Below are 17,408 nucleotides of genomic sequence, written 5' to 3'. Positions count from 1 at the left end.
GTTTGGCCCCGATCGGAACATACTGAGTATGTTGGGAACATGCTCAGTATGCAGATCGGTCGAGGAAGGGATCAACTGCTCCCATAAAACAGTTGGCACCGGTCAGGGAGCTGTTGTTAGCCTTGCTGAGCTTCTTCGATCTGCTCTGGCCCCCGCTGTGCCCTGGAGAAATGATTTTTATGTTTCGGCCCGCGCCGAGCGCGCCTCGCCGCACCGGCTAGCCGTCCGTCTCTTTGACGCCGTCCTTCCCCGACGGCGGACCGGACGTGATTCTCCGGTGCCCTGAATCAGCCCACGCCTCCGACTCCGCATGTCTTTCGCGGCTTACGGGTGGGCATCTTCGTCGAGCGGCTCGGCCTGCTCTTGCTGTCCTTACAGACTTCTCAGCAAGGAGCACCCCGAGTGTCCAGCACCAGAAGGACTCTCCCAACTACCCCATGCGCCCTCCTCATCGGTACGTTCACCCGCGCCTGGTACGCCCTGCCGGTGATCGTCGTCCGCGATGGCCGGTGGCGACAGCGCACTGACTGTTGTACGTCCGGCGGTCACACCGGTTCGTTGGGGCGGAGCTCTCAGCCCTGTGCGCACCGGCGATGCACGGTGGGCCGGCGCGCCGGCACCGCAACGCACAGACGTACCTCAACCCGATCTCGATACACGTGGCACGCGTGTGCGATCCGCAGGGAGAAGCCATGCGCCCGATGACCCGGGAAGAGGTGCGCGGCGCGATCGTGAACCTCGACCCGTCCGAGAACAAGGTTCGACTGCCGGCCTGGTTCGATGACGTCCGGTGGGCCCGGATCGACTACCTCGGGTGGCGAGACATGCGCTCCCCGCAGCGCGCCTACCTCGTCACCGAGGCCCAGGACCAGGCGTTGGGAGTGCTGTTGCGGCAGGCCCCGAACGATGCGGCGCACCAATCGCGCGCGACGATGTGCGACCTGTGTCGGTCCGCCCGCCGGTTCAACGAGGTCTCTCTGTTCACCGCTCGACGCCCGTCCCGTGACAAACGCGAACGCCTTAACACGGTCGGCCTTCTGCTGTGCACCGATCTCGACTGTGCGGTGAAGCTGCACAGCAGACCGGTCCGCCAGCCCTTCGACCCTCCGATCGACGAAATCATCGAGTCACGCCGCGTCGGCATGCGTGCCCGCACGATCAGCTTCATACGTGCGGTCTCCGACCCGCAACGAACTAACCGACGACGAAAGGTGAAGTGATCATTCGCGGTCTCTCGGTGGCCTGAGGACGCAGGGCACACCTGGTCAGCTCGCCGGCATCCGGCGAGCTGACCGGCTATGCCGGCGGGGGGTGCCCCTGGTGAAACGGCTCTGCCCGACGCCGGACCGGTGTCCGGTCATTCTCGTGTCAGAGCACCCCCTGTGCACGCCGGCTTGAGCAGCTCGTTGCCCCCGCACAGCAGAGGTGACGGACCGTCACGAACATCGAGAACGCACACAGGACTGATCTACCTGAACCACCCCCCTCCGGGATGCGTAGCGCTACCTTGGCGTTCTGCCCTGTTCTCACACGGGCCTTCGGTGAAGGCCAACTCGTAGGACGGATGCGTATGTTCGAAGTAGCCAGCTCGACATCGCACGATCCCCGGGAGATTGCCCGTCAGGTACGGGCGGGCACGCTCAGCCGACGGAGTCTGCTCCAATTGTTCGGCGTGTCCGCGGCTTCGGCCGGGCTGGTGGCGGCCGGGGAGAAGCCCGGTTCCGCACGGAGCCACCGCTACGACTACGTCATCGTGGGAGCGGGATCGGCCGGATGCACGCTGGCCGCCCGATTGCTGGCGGACTCACATGCGAGGGTGCTGCTGATCGAGGCGGGCGGAACGAATGACCTCCCGGAAGTACGTGATTTCACGAAGGCGGCCTCGCTCAGCGCCCCCGGCTCCCCGCTCAACTGGCCGTTACGGTCGGAGCCGCAGTCCGCCCTCATGAACAGGCCCCAGTCCTTCGTGTGCGGCAAACTCGCGGGCGGCAGCAGCTCCATCAACGGAATGGTGTGGGTCCGTGGCAATCCGGGTGACTACGACCACTGGGCCGCCCAAGGCGCCGCGGGCTGGGACTACACGAGCGTGCGACCCTCGCTGGACGCGTTGACCGGACCGATCCACCCGTCGGACGAGCTGACCCGGCGCAACGCCCTGTCGACTGCCTTCGTGGATGCCGCCGTGGAACTCGGCTATCCGTACAACGCCGACTACAACGGCGTGAGTCAGTTCGGCGCCGCCTACACACAGCTCAACGTGGTCAACGGCATCCGTCAGGACGCGTTCACCACCTTCCTCGCTCCGTACCTCACCGATCCCCGACTGACGGTCGTCACCGACGCGCACGCCACGCGGCTGACGTTCGACCGCCGAAAGGCGATCGACCGCGTCGTTGTCGAGTCAGGCGGACGCGAATACACGGTCACGGCGGAGCGGGAGGTCATCGTCAGCACGGGCACGGTGAACACCGCGCACCTCATGCAACTGTCCGGTATCGGTGCCGCGAAGCACTTGTCACCGCACGGCATCAACGTCGTGATCGATCTGCCCGGTGTCGGTGCGAACCTGCACGATCATCTGATCTCCGTCGTTTCGAGAGCGCTCAGGACTCCGGAGCCGCAATCCCACACCACTTCCATGGACGTCAACGTCTTCACCGGCAGGGGCCAGGTGCCGGGGACGCCTCGGTTCGAGTTCCAGACCTACTATTCGCGCGTCGGATATCCGCCCGCTCCGGACGAGTCCACATCGATCGGGGTGATGAATCTGCACCCGACCAGCCGCGGCTATGTCAAGCTGCGCTCGGCCGACCCCCACACTCCGCCGATGATCCAACCGAACTTCCTGCACACGCGGAAGGACCTTGAGTATTCCCTCGAAGGCTTCGAACTCTCCCTGGAGCTGATGAACGCGAGGCCACTCCGCACGTGGGTGAAGAGCGAGAACGTCGTGCCCGACACACCGGTCCGGACCAGAAGGGAGCGGATCGCCGCCCTGCGTGCCTTCGCCCAGTCCGATTTCCACCCCGTGGGCACGTGCCGGATGGGCACCGACGCCCTCGCCGTCGTCGACCCCCAGTTGCGCGTACGGGGCGTCAGCGGTCTGCGCCTGGCCAGCGCCGCGATCATGCCCAGCATCACCTCGGGCAACACCAACGCCCCGTCCATGATGATCGGCGACCGGTGCGGAAGGCTCATCCTGGGCCTCGCATGACGCGGATGCAGCAGTTCGGCGTCAGCCGCGGCACGGACGGCGACGGCGAGCGGTTACTGCTGTGGAGTCGGATCTACGGGCCCCCGGCCCCGGCCGGTAGCCCGATGCGCGCACCCGATGCCCCGGGGGTGGCATGCTCCGACCGTGCCCACGGGACGGGCCTGGCCCGTACGGTGAACCGTACGGGCCAGGGAGATCGGGTGGCCGGATGGTCCCCGGCCAGGGGGTCAGAGCCCACAGTTACGGTCGCTGCCGTTGTCCCTCAGCATGTCGTCGCGTATCCACCCACGGCGGTCGCGCGCGCTGTCGTTGGTGACGAAGGTCCAGGTGCGGCCGTCCTCCGCCCGGGTGAAGCAGTGGTAGTCCAGGACGTCGTTGGACTCGGCCATGCCGCGGCTGGCGCAGCGGGTGCTGGAGCCCGTGCGCTGGTTGGCATGGTTCACGACGGTCCGCTCCCAGGCTCGGTGGTCCAGGTCCGGCGCCGACCGTCCACAGGGCGCGTGGGCCTGGGCCGGGGTCGCCGTGGCGAGGGGAACGAGCACGGTGGCCGCGAGCAGGGCGGAGGTCACCAGAGCGGTCTTCTTCAGCTTCAGCGGTTTCATGAATGTCTCCCTGCGGGATGTTCTGACGATTCACTGGCTGTGCTGCGCAGTGCCGGTGTGAAGAACCATCTCAAGGGCAGCAACCGGGCTCCATGACATTGCGTGCCAAGCCCTTGACGACGAGTGCCAGGATCGCTCTCGCTGGTGAACGCAGCGGTACGCGCGGACCGTCCCCGCGCTCCTCTGATTACCTCCGGCTTGCGGATGCGGAGGGCGTGATCCGGGGCAGGGCGCTGCGGTAGTCCGCAGGGGGCCGGCCGTAGGCGGCGCGGAAGGCCCTGCTGAAGGATTCGGCGGACGAGAATCCCCACCGCGCGCCGATGTGATGGACGAGTGCCGTGTTGAGAGCAGGATCGTCAAGGTCGGCGCGGGCGCGCTCCAGGCGGCTGCGGCGGATGACGGCGGCCACCGTCGTCTCCTCCTGCCGGAACAGCCGGTGCAGTTGTCTCAGGGAGATGTGGTGCGCCGCGGCGATGTCGGTCGGTGTCAGTTCCGGATCGCTCAGATGCCGCTGGATGAAAGCCTTGACCTGCAGGAGCAGGGTCTGCCGGCGGGTCTCGGGCAGCAGGGCTCGTTCGGCGTCCAGTACGTGTGCGCACATCGCCGCGACCAGATCCGCCACGACCGCCCCCAGACGCGGCCCGTCGGCGGGCCCGTACGACGCGGTGTCCTCCGCGATCCGACACAGACACTGGGCCAGTAACGCGCCGACCCCGTCCCGCCCTGACAGCGGCCGGCCGACCACCCGCTCGGCACGGGGTAACGGGAGCAGCGTCTTCGGCACCTCCACACCGATCATGGTGACCGGCTCGGACCCACTCCAGACGGTGTACGGCTGAGAGGTGAAGCTGCTGTGGAAGTCGTAAGGGCGATAGGACGCCTGCTCACGCTCCCTTATGACTCCCCCAGCCCCTTTCAGTAGCAGCGACAGATGAATGGCTTCCGGGTCGGACTCCTCGATGAGTTTGGGAGTGCGGTCGAATACCAGTGGCTGGAAGGTCGTCGGCCATAACGACACTCCTCCCAGCCTGATCAACCGCTGCCGCGCTGTGAAGTCCGCCGCGTAGTCGCTGGAAAGGGCCATAGGTGCATGCGTTTTGCTCAGCAGCTCACACCAGTAGTCGAATCGTTCCGCCGGGGGTAGGTCTTCGCTGCGGAACTCCTGCACGTCAAGTGACCCCCGCTGAGGTGCATGTGCTGTCAAGCCGTGCCGGAGGGGGAAGTTCGAAATCGACTGCCTGTGCGAGCTGTTCTCATTCCATGTGCCGATCTCGCTCATGGATCACCTCGGTGACGTGGCGACGAAGGTGCCGGCGCTCCTACCATCTCAGAATCACTCAACGGCACAAGTGACATCTGCGCTACATTCCCGTCCCGATAAGGCCGAACCCGGCGTGATTGGGACCGACCGCGGCTCGGGCGGACTCATGCATTCTGTCGGGCCGAAACGTCGGGTAGCAGCGGGGAAAGCGTGTCCACGCGGACTTCTTCGGTTTCCGTCCTGCGCACGATCCTGGCGGCACACCGACTCGTGGGCGGGACGTGTTCCGGTGGGGCTCACACGCCAACTCACCGATCCAGCGGCCGAGGACGGAGATCGGGGCGGTCCTCGTCTCCATCCGACTGTGCTCTCTTCATCGAACTGACGCTCTGATCGGGGACCATGGGACAGCCGGTGATTCCGCCTGCGCTCCGTCGTAAGGCTCTCCTGAGCAGTCGGCCCCGGCTGCCGACGGCGACGGTACGAGGTGAGGGGAGGACGGTCGCACCACCGCACCCCGCGATGTGCCCCGCCCGCTACCGGGGGCGTCACCTGGTGGACGAACCCGACCACGCCCGTCCCGCACCCGCCCTAGGGTGTGGCCCCTCTCTGCCACCCGCGATCCCGAGGAGCCCGGACCATGCCCACCTCGATCCCACCACCTGCCACCGCTCCCGTACCGGAACCGGCCGGCCGGCTCGACGCGCTGCTGGAACGCGCCTACGGCCGCCGCCACGCCCGCCTCCCTCAGCAGCCGTCCAGGCAGAACAGCGTCAACCACCGCGCCACGAGACCGGCACGGCCCGCGGCGACGGTCGGCCGACTCCTCGAAGCCATCGCCGAACACTCCGCGCCGGACGCGTTCGACACCGAGGCGGTCCGGACCCCAGCGGAAGGCCGCGAGCACTTCGTCATCCTGCCCGCACTGGAACGTCCCGCCCGTGGAGCGCGGGAAGGCAGGGGGACGGCTCGTGACCAGTGAAGAACTCCTCGCCGTTCTCGCCGCATTCGGCCATGTGCAGCGACTGCGGATCATCACCGAACTCGCGGCGAGCCGGATGTACGTGAGCGAGCTGGCGCGGCGGCTAGAGATGTCCAGGCCGCTGCTCTACATGCATCTGGAGCGGTTGGAGAAGGCCGGGATCGTGGTCGGCACGCTGGAGCTCTCCGCGGATGGCAAGGCGCTCCGCTACTTCGAACTGGCTCCGTTCGACCTGCGATTGAACGTGGAGACGATCAGCGCCGCCCTGCGGGCCGACGAGACGGATCCGGACGGCCGGGCTCCGGCGTCAGAGGGCGGTCAGCGGCGCGTCAGCGGCTGACGGGAGCATGACCGGGTGGGCCCACCTGGTCCTGATGCTTGTATCCGGAAGCGCCCAGGGGGCTCGTCCCGTAAACAACTCGGAACCCCGAAACCCCGGAACCCCCGAAACTCGGAACCCCGAAACCCCGAAACCCCGGAAACATGGAGCGCGCTACGTGTCGAATCCCTTTGACGCCCCTGATGGAACATTCCTCGTACTCGTGAACGACGAAGGACAGCACTCCCTCTGGCCCGCGTTCGCCGAGCGGCCCGACGGCTGGACGGTGGTCCTCGGCGAGACCACCCGCGACGAGGCACTCGTGTATGTGGAGACACACTGGACGGACATGCGCCCCCGCAGTTTGCGCGAGAGCACCGGCACCGCCTCCTCCTGAGCGGCCCGTCCTCCGTACGGAGCCCCCTCCGCTCCCACCGGCCGCCCGGCCGGGCGGCCCCGGCGGCGGATGCCCCCGACGGACGGCGCAACGGGATCAGACGGCGGGTCCTCTCATTCCGTTCGGGACAACGGGGGGCATCACCATGCAGAGAATTCACTTCACGGTCGCGGACCTGGGGCGGATCCGGTTGAAGAACACGGCGGGACCGCTGGTCGAGACGGCCTTCGCGGCCGGACTCCTCGGCCGTGGCATCGGCTCGCCCTACGCCCGCTGGCGCAAACAGGTGAGCAAACGGATGCCGCGCCGCCCGCCGCAGCTATCGCGGAGCGGCGACCACGGTGAGGTGGACAGAGTCCTCCGGCAGCTCCGTCCGGGCGTCGGCGGTGGACTCCTGACACCGCTCTCCGCTCCGGAGCCGGCTCCGTGGCTGCCCGAGGTCTGGCGAGCGGCGGTGGCACCCTACTGGGACCGGCTGCTCGGCTATCTGGAGGCCGAGTGCGAGGCACGCGGCCGGATCGTGATGACCGGCGGTGTGGAACAGTTGCTGACCACCTTGCACTCCAGGATCGTCTGGACGTCGCCGGTCCTGGAGATCCCAGGCGGCCCCGACGAGGACATCCGGCTCGGCGGACGGGGCCTGGTGCTCACCCCGTCGGTCTTCCTCAACCACCGGCCGGGGCAGCTCGTCGGGGACCATGACGGGAGCGGGCAGCTCACGCTCGTGTTCGCCGCCCCGCCGCGCGCCCACGAGGCGGCGACCCTGTGGGAGCCGTGCGACGACGGCGCCGGGTCGCTCGGCGCGCTCGTCGGCCAGACCAGGGCCGCCGCCCTCCGCGAGCTGCGGGCGACCTGCACCACCAGTCAACTGGCCGACCGGCTCGGGATCTCGGCGGCCGGCGCCAGCCAGCACGCCGCCGTGCTCCGCTCGACGGGACTGATCAGCACCCGCCGGGTGCGCAACACCGTGCTGCACACGGTGACGCCGCTCGGCCTGGCGCTGCTGGACGGCGGTTCCGTCCACCCGGTCCGGGCCCGGAGCGTCGGTCACCGCCCGCCGCTCGCTCCGTGCTCCGCCGTCCGGGAGCGCCGCCCCCAGCAGCTCGTCCGGCACGGGCCCTGACACCGGCGCGGACCGCTCGCGTACGGGAGCCCCGGCACAGTGACTGCGCCGGGGCTCCCGTACACCGACGGGGGAGTGGCCGTCAGATCCGGGACCAGGAGCGGAACTCGCGCAGACCGTAGAGCAGCGGCGGCCGCGGCTGCGGCCGGCTGATCAGCCGGGTCTCGCCGAACACGGCCACATGGTCACCGACCCGCTGGGTCAGCACGACACCACAGTCGGCGACCGTGTGCGCGTCCCGTGTCAGATGCGGTCCGGCTGCGCCGGGCGGTACCTCCCACGGCAGCAGCTCGAAGCGGAGCGGATCGCCCGACGCGAACAGTTCGGCGGTGCCCTGGGCACCCTCGTGCAGCAGATTGACGGCGAACGCGCCGCTCGTCACGATCGCGTCCAGGGTGGGGCTGCCGTCGCGCAGGCAGACCAGGAGGGTCGGGGGCGTGAGCGAGACACTGCACATCGAGGAGCATGTCATTCCGCGCGGGGCACCGTTCCGGTCGGTGCCGGTCACGACGGACACACCGGTCGGGAAGCCGCTCATCATCCCCCGGAATCCCTGGGAAGTCGCCGGGGGAGTGGGTATCGTCGGTGTCGCCGGGTCGGTCATCGCCTGTCGCTTTCTGTCTCGACGGGGACCGCGCCGGGAAGGGTCCGGCCCTCCGCGCGGTCGATGAGGGTCAGGAGCGGGCCCGTCATGGCGGTGGTCACCAGGGCCATCACCACCAGGGCCAGCACCATGGGCGCGGCCAGCAGCCCGGCGCTGTAACCGGCCTGGAGCACGATCAGTTCGGTCAGGCCACGCGTGTTCATCAGCACGGCGACCCGACACGCGGTGGTGTGCGGCCGGCCGCCGAGGCGCGCGCCGGCATAGCCGCCGAGACACTTGCCGGCGCAGCCGAGCACCACCGCGATCAGTATCAGTGGCCAGGACACGACGGAGTCGGCGCCGTCGAGGACCGTGATCCCGGCGACCACGAAGAAGGCGGGGACCAGGGCGCGACCGGTCCGGGAGACCAGGGCGACCGGACGGGCCCAGGCGGCGTGCCCGTCACCCGGGACCGAGAGGCCGACCAGCGCCGCGCCGAGAATGGCCGTCATGCCCAGGTGCTCCATGGTGAGCGCCACCGCCAATGCCACCGAGGCGAGCAGGAGCGCCACCGTGCGCGGCAGCCGCGCGCAGAACTCCCGGGCCGCCCGGGTGCGCAGCCCGTACCGGACTGCGGCCCCGCACACCGCGCCGACCAGGAGCGCCCGCAGACAGTGCAGCAGCCCGGTGAGATCTCCCGCGCCGAGGCTGATCGCGGTGGTGAGCAGCAGCCAGCCCACCGCGTCGATGACGATGGCCGACGTCAGTGCCAGCCGTCCCGCCGCGGATTCGCTCATGCCCCGGTCGGCCAGGATCCGGGCCATCACCGGCACCGCGGTGATGGACATCGCCACCGCCAGCATCAGGACGAAGGCCGCCACCGGCGCGTCGCCCCGCGCCGCCGTGTCGTCCGTGAGCAGGACCCAGCCGGCCAGTAACAGGCCGGTCAGCAACGGGGGGACCAGGGAGCCCGCGGTCACCCAGGCCATCGTGCGGCGCGGTGGCCGATCGGGGCCGATCCGCAGCTTGTGGGCCAGGCCGACGAGGAAGAGCACGAGTCCGGCCTGGGCGACAAGGGCGATGACGTCGAGCACGGGGTCCGGCAGTAGGGTGCCGAAGACGTCGTCACCGAGGAGGGCGAGCAGCGTGGGCCCCACCAGCAGGCCCACCGTGACCTCACCGATGACTTCCGGTTGTTGCAGCCGCCTGGCGATCACCCTGCCGGCGTGGGCGAGCACCAGGATCAGCGCGAGCGCCGCCGCCACGTGGGCGAGTCGCGGCAGCAGAGGGAAGATGTCCATTCGGAGCAGCCCTTCCGGCCCGCGGCTCGCTCAGCCCAGCCGGGTGAAGTAGTCGTAGGCGGGCGGCAGTGTCCGGGTCAGACGCCGTGTCTTCTCCTTGATCTCCTCGAACTCGCGCCGCGCGGCGGCGCCGTCGGCCAGGGCGAGCGCGGGCGACGGCTTCAGCTCGATGCCACCCATGCCCAGCAGCACGCACATGTACGAGTACGGGGGGAGGCCGTGGTAGTACGGGAAGACGGTTTCCGAGTTGGGTAACTGGACCTTCCAGCGCTCGATGCGCTCGGCGAGCGCATCGGGTATCGCCCGGGTCTTGGTGTCGCGCCAGTACTGGGTGTCCGACCGTTTCGCGGCGACGTAGTGGAGCACCAGGAACTCCCGCACCCCGTCCATGACATGGGAGGTCGCGGTGTTGTAGAGATCGCGGTGGGCGGGGTTCCAGTCCGCGCCCGGGAAGTTCTTGACGAGTTGTTCGAGGGCGTGGTGGATGAAGAAGATCCCGGTCGACTCCAGCGGCTCGACGAATCCGCTGGAGAGGCCGACGGCGACGCAGTTCTTGACCCAGGAATTCCGGCTGCGGCCGATCCTCATGCGGATGTGGTTGGCCTCGACGTCCGCCGCGGCCGGGCCCACGAACTCCCGCAGGGTCCGCTCGGCGTCGTCGGGGGAGAGGTAGTCCTTGGCGTAGACGTAGCCCGTGCCGACCCGGCCCGTCAGCGGAATGGTCCAGATCCAGCCGGCGTCCTGGGCCGTGGCGGTGGTGCAGGGGAGAATGCCGCGCCGCTCCATGTCCATCGGCACCTGGAGCGCCACCGCGCTGTCGTTGGGCAGCGTGTCCTGGTACGAGATGAACGGCTCGGACAGCGCCTTGTTCAGCAGCAGTCCACGGAAGCCGGTGCAGTCGATGAAGAGATCGCCGGAGAGGTCGCCGTGCTCCGTGGTGCGCACTCCGGTGATCCAGCCCCGCTCGTCCAGCTCGACCTCCCGGACATCGTCCACGATGTGTCTGACGCCCCGGTCCACCGAGTAGGTCGTGAGGTACTTGGCCAGCAGGGCCGCCTCGAACTGGTAGGCGTAGGGGAACTGGGTCTTGCCCTGGTGCTCGGACATGGTCAGGCCGCGCATTTCGTCCGCCCCCTCGTCGAAGGGCTGGTCGATGAGGCTGCCGTCGAGGTGGCGCGGACTCAGCCCGGCGTCGATGACGGACGCCATGACGAAGCAGTCCTTGTCGAACCGGTCGGTCGGGCCGTCCTTGAGCCACCAGTCGGTGAGCGGGAAGCCGTTGACCGACCGCATCTGCTCGAAGGGGTGGTAGAAGTAATGGCCCTTTTCGCGCCAGTTCTCGAAACGGACGGCGAGCTTGTATGTGGCGTTGCAACTCGGCATCCAATCCTTCTCCTTGAGCCCCAGAAACTCGAAGAAGTGGCGGATGTCGCTGAAGGTGGCCTCCCCGACGCCGATGGTTCCGATCTTGCCGGATTCCACGAGCGTGACGGCGAGCCGATCGCCGAACGCGGCTTTGAGATAGGAGGCCGCCATCCATCCGGCGGTTCCGCCACCCACGATCACGACTTTTTTGAGCATGGTCTACTCCTTTGGCGGATCACGAGGTCCGGGGCCCGAGGTCCGGTATATCGGGTGTCGGCGGCCCCGCTCTGTTCGTGTTATCCGCGCGGTGGCGCCACCGAATCACCACCCTAGGCAGCAGGGGAAGGGTGCACCAGTTCTTTAAGCGTTGAATGAACATTGCAGGTGGGATCGTCTAATTTCGATTCCTGGCCGTGTTCTTCGCGTATTGTCAGCGAAATGTCAGTGGGTCTCAGGAGCATTGCCGGCCGATGTCGGCGCACGATCCGCATGATCGATCGGGTCAGAGGTGGGAGCGACTCCGGTATCGGGCAGAGGTGCCCCTGGACGCCCTTATATTTCACCTGTAGCATTTCTATTACAGGTGAAGGGTCAACGCGACAGCCCCTCTGAACTGGGCTCCATGGGACCCGATCATCCCCTCATGATCGGGTGCCGAATCGAATCCCCCGTCGGTTCGGCGCCCGTCACGTTCGCTGGCATACCAATCGAAACTCTTTCGCGCGCCAGATGGTATTTCCCTCGATCGGGTGTGCTTGGGCAGCATGTGCCATGTCCGGGAGTCGGCATGGGGGGTTTCTGCTGTGGAAATCAATGTGCTCGGTCCGCTCTATCTGTCGCACGACGGTGCGCGGTACACCATGGCGTCGAAACGGGCGAGTGTCGTCCTCACGCTGCTCGCGCTCTCCCCGGGGGCCCCGGTCCCCTTCGATCGGCTGGTGGATGAATTGTGGGCCGATCAGTCCATGGCCAACGCCCGCAACGCCCTCCAGGCCAACGTCGGTCGACTGCGCAAACTCCTCCAGTCGATCACGGGAATTCCGGGGAGCACCCTCCTGCGCACCGTCAGCGGCGGGTATCTCCTGGAGATACCGGAGGGCGCCGTGGACGCACACCGGTTCCTCCGGCTCGCGGACGCCGGCGCCGTCCTGGCGCAGCGGCAGCCGGATCTGGCCATTGCCAAGCTGGAAGCCGCGCTGGAGCTATGGCGCGGACCAGCACTGTTGGACGCCTGCGACGGTCTGCGGTGCCGGAGCCGGGCCGCCCATCTGGAAGAGCGGCGGATCACCGCCTACGAGGACATGATCGCGGCAAAGCTGGCGGTGGACGCCGCGCGTGTCCCGGTCTCCGAACTGAGACAGCTCGCCGACGAGCACTCCGGACGGGAACGCCTCAGTGAGCTGTTGATGCTGGCCCTCTATCGGGACGGCCGGCAGGCCGAGGCGTTGGAGGTATTCCACGGTGCGCGCCGCCGGCTCGCCGGTGACCTGGGGCTTGAGCCCGGCCGGGCACTCCACCGCGCCTATCAGGCGATCCTGCGGCACGACGAAATGCTGGGCGAACCGCGCCGGGTGCTCCTCCACGCAACCAGGGCAGCGGTTTGATTCAGGATTTTCTCGTACATTGCATGGAATAGTTAAAGAAATGCTCACAAGCCTTCGGGATGGCTTATTAATTCCCTTCCCGAAAGGTATGTGGACGCGGTGTCCGCATCCTGTTAGCGTGTCGATTTCCCGGTTCATTACCGGCGGGTGGTACATCGAGGGGGATATCGGCTGCGAGCGGGGGGATGCGTGAACGTCGAGTTACGTCATGCCAAAATTGTGGCAGTCATCGATCGTGTCGGTAGTATATCCAAGGCAGCGGTGGAGTTAAAACTCCCGCAGTCGAGCCTTACCGCACAATTGCGCAGAATTGAAAAGGCAGTGGGCGGTGACCTGTTCATCCGGAGCCGCTCGGGCGTCGTCGCCACCTCGTTGGGGGAACGGCTCATCCCCATGCTCGTCGAACTGGTCCAGCAGGCCGATATGGTCATCGCCGAAGCCGCCGCCTTCTCCTCGGATGTCTTCCGGTTCGGGCACGCCGAATGGACTCCGCCCTCCCTGCGCAGCGCGTTACAGGATGCTCTCCCTGTCGGCGAGGTGCAGACCGAGACCCTCAATCCTGCCGCCGCCGTCGAGGCGGTGCGCCGCGGTGTGCTGAACGCCGCGATGGTCCCCAGCATGGCGCTGATCGCACCCGCCGAGGTGCCCGAACTCGCCCTGGCCAGGACCATCATCGTCCGGGAGCCGGTCTGGCTGGCCGTGCCATGGGGACACCCGCTCTCCGGGTACGAGACCGTCGACACTGCGGACCTCGCCGACCTCACCTGGGTGCGGTTCACCCGCGACCACTGGTTTCACCCCATCGAGCGACATGTGTTCGCCAAGCTCGACGGACGGGCCGACCCCGATGTGCTCCACTATGTCGACGGACATCACGAGGCGATGAGCTGGGTGCGCGACGCCGGCGCCGCCGCCCTGACCACCCCCACCGGCGCCACCCGGGACATCTGTCTGGTGCCGATCACCGGGACCGAGAGCACCGAGATCCTGCTGGTACGGCGGGGGGACGCGCTCTCCCGGGACACTCTGCGCAGCCTGGTGAAGACGATCCGGCTGTACTACTGCGAGTACGCCCGCACCATCCCCCGCTACTGGTGCTGGATCATCGAACACCCGGAGAACTTCACGGAGTTGCGGCGCTTCCTGCCGACCGCCGTCGCTTAGATCCGCTCGTCTGGATCTTGCTGGGCTCGTATGCCCAGGCCGCGGGGACCCCGCTCGCGCGGGCCGGGGACGCCCGCCCCGGAGTGCGGGAGCGGGCGTCCCCGGCGCGGGTGTCAGAGCACGGCGACCGCGTCGGCCGGCCGGCCCCGCAGGGCGTACCGCGTCGGCAGGAGGGTGGCCACCAGGGTCAGCGCACCGACGAAGCCGATGACGGCGGCGTAGATCCAGACGGGCCCCCTGGGCAGCCAGGAATCGTCGAGCGCGAGGGCGAACGGTGTCAGGGTCGCCGCCGCCACCACCGTCCCGAGCAGGATGCCCACCACGGCAATCAGCAGCGACTCGATCGTCATCATCCGCATGATCTGACCGGGGGACGCGCCCACCAGCCGCTGTAGCGCGAACTCCCTGCGCCGCTCGGAAGCCGCCACGATCAAGGTGTTGACCAGGGAGATCGCCGCATAGCCCAGAATGGTCGCGGCGAGCAGGTAGTTGATCCAGGCGCTCGTCCCGGTGTCCTCCGACGCGACATCCTCCGTACCGCCGCCGGACACGCGCAACCCGGGTTGGGTTCCGGCAAGTTCCCGCAGGGAGGCCACCAGCCGGTCGGCGGGCACTCCGTCGTCGGCGGCGACCAAGAGCTGCGGTACCAGGCCGCTGGTGGAGTGCTTCAGCATCAACTCGGCGGGCAGGAAGGCACTGTCGTACCCCTTCTTCGCCTCGTACGAGGCGACCACCTTCGCGGCGATCCGGGCCCCGTTGCCGAGGACCACGGTGACGGTGTCACCCACCCGCTGCCCGGCGCGGTCGGCGAGGGAGGTCGGCAGGGCGATGGACTCACCCCGCAGCTCGGTGAGGGAACCCTGCTTCGCGGAGACCGCGAGCGTCGCGTCGACACCGGTGGCGGTCACCCCCTGGACGGCGAGTTCGGTCGCTTCCTCCTCCTCTCCCTCCTCGGCCGGCTCGACGACGAACGCGGTCCCGGGAAGATAGGCGGAGACCCCGGCCACACCGGGCACCGCGGCGACCCGGTCGATCAGTTCGGGCGGCAACCCCCCGGCAGACGAGGTGAGCACGGCGTCGGCGGAGCTGAGTTCGGCCGCCGCCGACCGGGAAGCCTCGTCCTGGGAGGTCTGGAGGTAGATCAGCGCGGTCGCGAGCCCCGTCGCCAGCATCACCGGGGTGATCGCCCCGGCCATCCGGACGCGGCGCGCGCGGGCGTTGTCCGTGGCCAGCCTGCCCGCGAGACCGGAGATGAGCCGCAGCGGCGGATGCAGCACGGCGTTGAACACCCGGGTGAGCCCGGGGCTGATCAGCGCGATCCCCCCGGCCCACAGCATCGCCGACGGTCCGGCGGTACTCGCCGCGACCGTGCCGTTCATGACCGTAGCCGTGATGATCGCCAGGGCCGTGCCACCGGCGAAGCAGAGCAGGGCGAACACGAGCCGGGGGGTACTGAGCCAGCGCTGCTGGAGGCCGGCCTCGGCGAGCGCGTCGGCCGGCCGGGTGCGCGCCGCCCGGCGCGAGGCGATGAAGGCCGCCGCGGTGGCCGCCAGCAGCGCGGTCCCGACCGCGGTGATCAGCGGGATCCAGCCGGCGCGGTAAGCGAGATGGGGAGTGATGAGCCCGCCGTCCGCGATCTGCTCCAGCAGGAGCCGCCCGGCGTAGTGGCCGGGTACGAGGGCGACCACGGTCGCGAGCGTTCCGACGACGAGGGTCTCGCCCACGACCATGCGCCGGAGCTGGCCGGGCAGCGAACCGATGGCGCGCAGCAGGGCCATCTCGCGCAGCCGCTGCTGGATCAGCAGCGCGAGCGTGGAACCGACGACGAACACGGCGACCATGACGGCGATGCCGCCGAACACGGCGGACATCGAAATGAGTCGGGCCGCTCCCTCCAGCGTCCGCGGGAACTCGGCGGCGCCCCGGTCGTCGCCGGTGAGCGCCACCGCCGAGGAATCCTCCAGCGCCGTCTCGATCCGGTCCGCCAGCGCGCCGGGGGAGACCCCGGGTGCCGGGAAGACGGCGACGGAGTCGGCCTGTCCGGGACGGCCCAGCAGCCGTCCGGCCTCGGTGTCGGTGACATACACGGCATCAGAGGTGCCGGTCGTGGTCCGGACGACCCCGGTCACCCGGAACGTCTCGGTACTGCCACCGGCGGTCAGCCGCAGCTCCGCACCGGTCCGGACGCCCAGCCGGTCGGCGAGGCGGGCATCAAGAGCGGCCTCGCCCGCGCCGCGCGGCGCGGCGCCGTCGGCGAGCGGGGCGCCGGAGATCAACGCGGCGGACCAGCCGCGCCCGCTGAGGCCGGCGCCGCCGGTCGCGGGTCGGTCGCCCTTGAGCACGGCGGCCGGGAAGGTCACATCGGTCACCGCCCGTTCGACGCCGGGCAGACTCCGGATCCGGTCGATCGCGGCTGCGTCCAGACGGGATCGTTCGGTCAGCACCTCACTGTCGAAGGTGGGGTCGCCGGTGACGACGACGGGGGCGTCGGAGAACCGCTGCGGCGGGATGTGGGCGCGGATTCCGGTCTCCATCAGCCCTCCGCAGGCCGTCAGGATCACGGCGGCGAAGAACAGCGCGACGAAGGAGGCGGCGAAGCCGCCCTTGCGGAACCGCAGGGTGGTGAGGGCCAGGCGGAACATCAGACGGCTCCCCCGGCGTAACGGGCATCGGACTGCTCGGCCCAGGCGCCCAGATGGGTCATCCGCTCGGCGACCGTCTCCGCGGACGCGCCGCGCAGCTCGTCGACGATCCGGCCGTCGGCCAGGAAGACGACCCGGTCGGCGTGGGAGGCCACCACGGGGTCATGGGTGACGACGATGGCCGTCTGCCCGGCATCGAGGACGGTCTCCCGTAACAGCCGTAACACCTCCAGTGCGGTGCGGGTGTCGAGGGCGCCGGTCGGTTCGTCGCCGAAGACGACCGCGGGGTCTGTGACCAGGGCCCGTGCAATGGCGACCCGCTGCTGTTGGCCGCCGGAGAGTTCACCGGGACGGTGGGCCGCGCGGTCGGCGAGACCCACCCGCTCCAGCACCCGTTCGACCGCGCCGCGTTCGGGCCGCCGGCCGGCCAGCCGCAGGGGCAGCGCGACATTGTCGGCGACGGTCAGCGCGGGCAGGAGGTTGAACGCCTGGAAGACGAAGCCGATCCGCTCCCGTCGCAGCCGAGTCAGCTTCTTCTCGCTGAGACCGGCGAGTTCAAGACCGTCCAGAATGATCGAGCCGGAGGTGGGCCGGTCCAGCCCGGCGGCGCACTGGAGCAGGGTGCTCTTGCCGGAGCCGGACGGACCCATCACGGCCGTGAAGGTGCCGCGGCGGAAGCCGATCGAGACATCGTCGAGTGCCACCACCCGGTTGTGCTCGGTGCCGTAGGCCCGATGGACCCTGATCAGGCGTACGACGTCGTCCAGGCCATGCCCGGGTGGGGTGTTCATGTGGGTCAACTCCTCGATACAGGGGGTCCCGGCCGCTCTGTTCACGGCCGGCCCTCGCGT

General features: G+C 68.7%; 15 protein-coding genes. 8 read left to right on the top strand and 7 right to left on the bottom strand.

The genetic code is table 11. The features are described from left to right. The first annotated feature begins 692 nt into the window (after nucleotides 1–692). Together ACH4S7_RS35035 and ACH4S7_RS35030 are read left to right on the top strand one after the other, a co-directional pair. On the top strand, nucleotides 693–1,220 hold the full coding sequence (locus ACH4S7_RS35035; RefSeq protein WP_398525456.1) for an FBP domain-containing protein: 528 nt from the start codon (nucleotides 693–695) through the stop codon (nucleotides 1,218–1,220). A 350-nt stretch (nucleotides 1,221–1,570) separates the two neighbouring features. Continuing rightward, a complete protein-coding gene (locus ACH4S7_RS35030; RefSeq protein ID WP_398525455.1) occupies nucleotides 1,571–3,214 on the top strand; it encodes a GMC family oxidoreductase in 1,644 nt (547 codons plus the stop codon). Between the two features lie 227 nt (nucleotides 3,215–3,441). Here the strand turns inward: ACH4S7_RS35030 and ACH4S7_RS35025 are convergent, their stop codons facing one another. Next, a complete protein-coding gene (locus ACH4S7_RS35025; protein WP_398525454.1) occupies nucleotides 3,442–3,816 on the bottom strand; it encodes an SH3 domain-containing protein in 375 nt (124 codons plus the stop codon). Nucleotides 3,817–4,003: 187 nt separating this feature from the next. Continuing rightward, complete coding sequence (locus tag ACH4S7_RS35020; protein ID WP_398525504.1) at nucleotides 4,004–4,984, bottom strand: helix-turn-helix domain-containing protein; 981 nt, start codon at nucleotides 4,982–4,984, stop codon at nucleotides 4,004–4,006. A gap of 733 nt (nucleotides 4,985–5,717) precedes the next feature. Here ACH4S7_RS35020 and ACH4S7_RS35015 point away from each other — a divergent pair. The 4 genes from ACH4S7_RS35015 (at nucleotide 5,718) to ACH4S7_RS35000 (ending at nucleotide 7,898) form a co-directional block, all read left to right on the top strand. Beyond that, the gene (locus ACH4S7_RS35015; RefSeq protein WP_398525453.1) at nucleotides 5,718–6,059 is read left to right on the top strand and encodes a hypothetical protein; all 342 of its coding nucleotides are present in this window, start codon (nucleotides 5,718–5,720) and stop codon (nucleotides 6,057–6,059) included. Beyond that, nucleotides 6,049–6,399 carry an ArsR/SmtB family transcription factor gene (locus ACH4S7_RS35010; protein WP_398525452.1) on the top strand — a complete coding sequence of 117 codons (351 nt, stop codon included), beginning with the start codon at nucleotides 6,049–6,051 and terminating at the stop codon, nucleotides 6,397–6,399. The genes ACH4S7_RS35015 and ACH4S7_RS35010 overlap by 11 nt, the downstream gene beginning before the upstream one ends. Nucleotides 6,400–6,556: 157 nt before the next feature. Further along, a complete protein-coding gene (locus ACH4S7_RS35005) occupies nucleotides 6,557–6,775 on the top strand; it encodes an MbtH family protein (RefSeq protein WP_398525451.1) in 219 nt (72 codons plus the stop codon). Between the two features lie 145 nt (nucleotides 6,776–6,920). Continuing rightward, nucleotides 6,921–7,898, top strand: coding sequence for an ArsR/SmtB family transcription factor (locus ACH4S7_RS35000; RefSeq protein ID WP_398525450.1), 978 nt, complete (start codon nucleotides 6,921–6,923; stop codon nucleotides 7,896–7,898). Between the two features lie 82 nt (nucleotides 7,899–7,980). Here the strand turns inward: ACH4S7_RS35000 and ACH4S7_RS34995 are convergent, their stop codons facing one another. The 3 genes from ACH4S7_RS34995 to ACH4S7_RS34985 form a co-directional block, all read right to left on the bottom strand. After that, the gene (locus ACH4S7_RS34995; protein ID WP_398525449.1) at nucleotides 7,981–8,436 is read right to left on the bottom strand and encodes a flavin reductase family protein; all 456 of its coding nucleotides are present in this window, start codon (nucleotides 8,434–8,436) and stop codon (nucleotides 7,981–7,983) included. 62 nt (nucleotides 8,437–8,498) lie between these two features. Continuing rightward, the gene (locus ACH4S7_RS34990) at nucleotides 8,499–9,782 is read right to left on the bottom strand and encodes a cation:proton antiporter (protein WP_398525448.1); all 1,284 of its coding nucleotides are present in this window, start codon (nucleotides 9,780–9,782) and stop codon (nucleotides 8,499–8,501) included. Between the two features lie 30 nt (nucleotides 9,783–9,812). Further along, on the bottom strand, nucleotides 9,813–11,363 hold the full coding sequence (locus ACH4S7_RS34985; RefSeq protein ID WP_398525447.1) for a tryptophan halogenase family protein: 1,551 nt from the start codon (nucleotides 11,361–11,363) through the stop codon (nucleotides 9,813–9,815). 587 nt (nucleotides 11,364–11,950) lie between these two features. Here ACH4S7_RS34985 and ACH4S7_RS34980 point away from each other — a divergent pair. Continuing rightward, entirely contained in the window at nucleotides 11,951–12,751 is an 801-nt protein-coding gene (locus tag ACH4S7_RS34980; RefSeq protein ID WP_398525446.1) for a BTAD domain-containing putative transcriptional regulator, read from the top strand. Between the two features lie 147 nt (nucleotides 12,752–12,898). Next, the gene (locus ACH4S7_RS34975; RefSeq protein ID WP_398525445.1) at nucleotides 12,899–13,915 is read left to right on the top strand and encodes a LysR family transcriptional regulator; all 1,017 of its coding nucleotides are present in this window, start codon (nucleotides 12,899–12,901) and stop codon (nucleotides 13,913–13,915) included. Between the two features lie 113 nt (nucleotides 13,916–14,028). Here ACH4S7_RS34975 and ACH4S7_RS34970 read toward each other — a convergent pair whose 3' ends face one another. Next, nucleotides 14,029–16,557 carry an FtsX-like permease family protein gene (locus ACH4S7_RS34970; RefSeq protein ID WP_398525444.1) on the bottom strand — a complete coding sequence of 843 codons (2,529 nt, stop codon included), beginning with the start codon at nucleotides 16,555–16,557 and terminating at the stop codon, nucleotides 14,029–14,031. Then, nucleotides 16,557–17,348, bottom strand: coding sequence for an ABC transporter ATP-binding protein (locus ACH4S7_RS34965; protein WP_398525443.1), 792 nt, complete (start codon nucleotides 17,346–17,348; stop codon nucleotides 16,557–16,559). Before ACH4S7_RS34965 ends, ACH4S7_RS34970 begins: the two co-directional genes overlap by 1 nt. Nucleotides 17,349–17,408 lie beyond the last annotated feature (60 nt).

Origin of the sequence: Streptomyces sp. NPDC020965 (assembly GCF_044333555.1) — a bacterium.
Lineage (GTDB): Bacteria > Actinomycetota > Actinomycetes > Streptomycetales > Streptomycetaceae > Streptomyces.
This window is presented reverse-complemented; position numbering and strand designations above follow the sequence as displayed.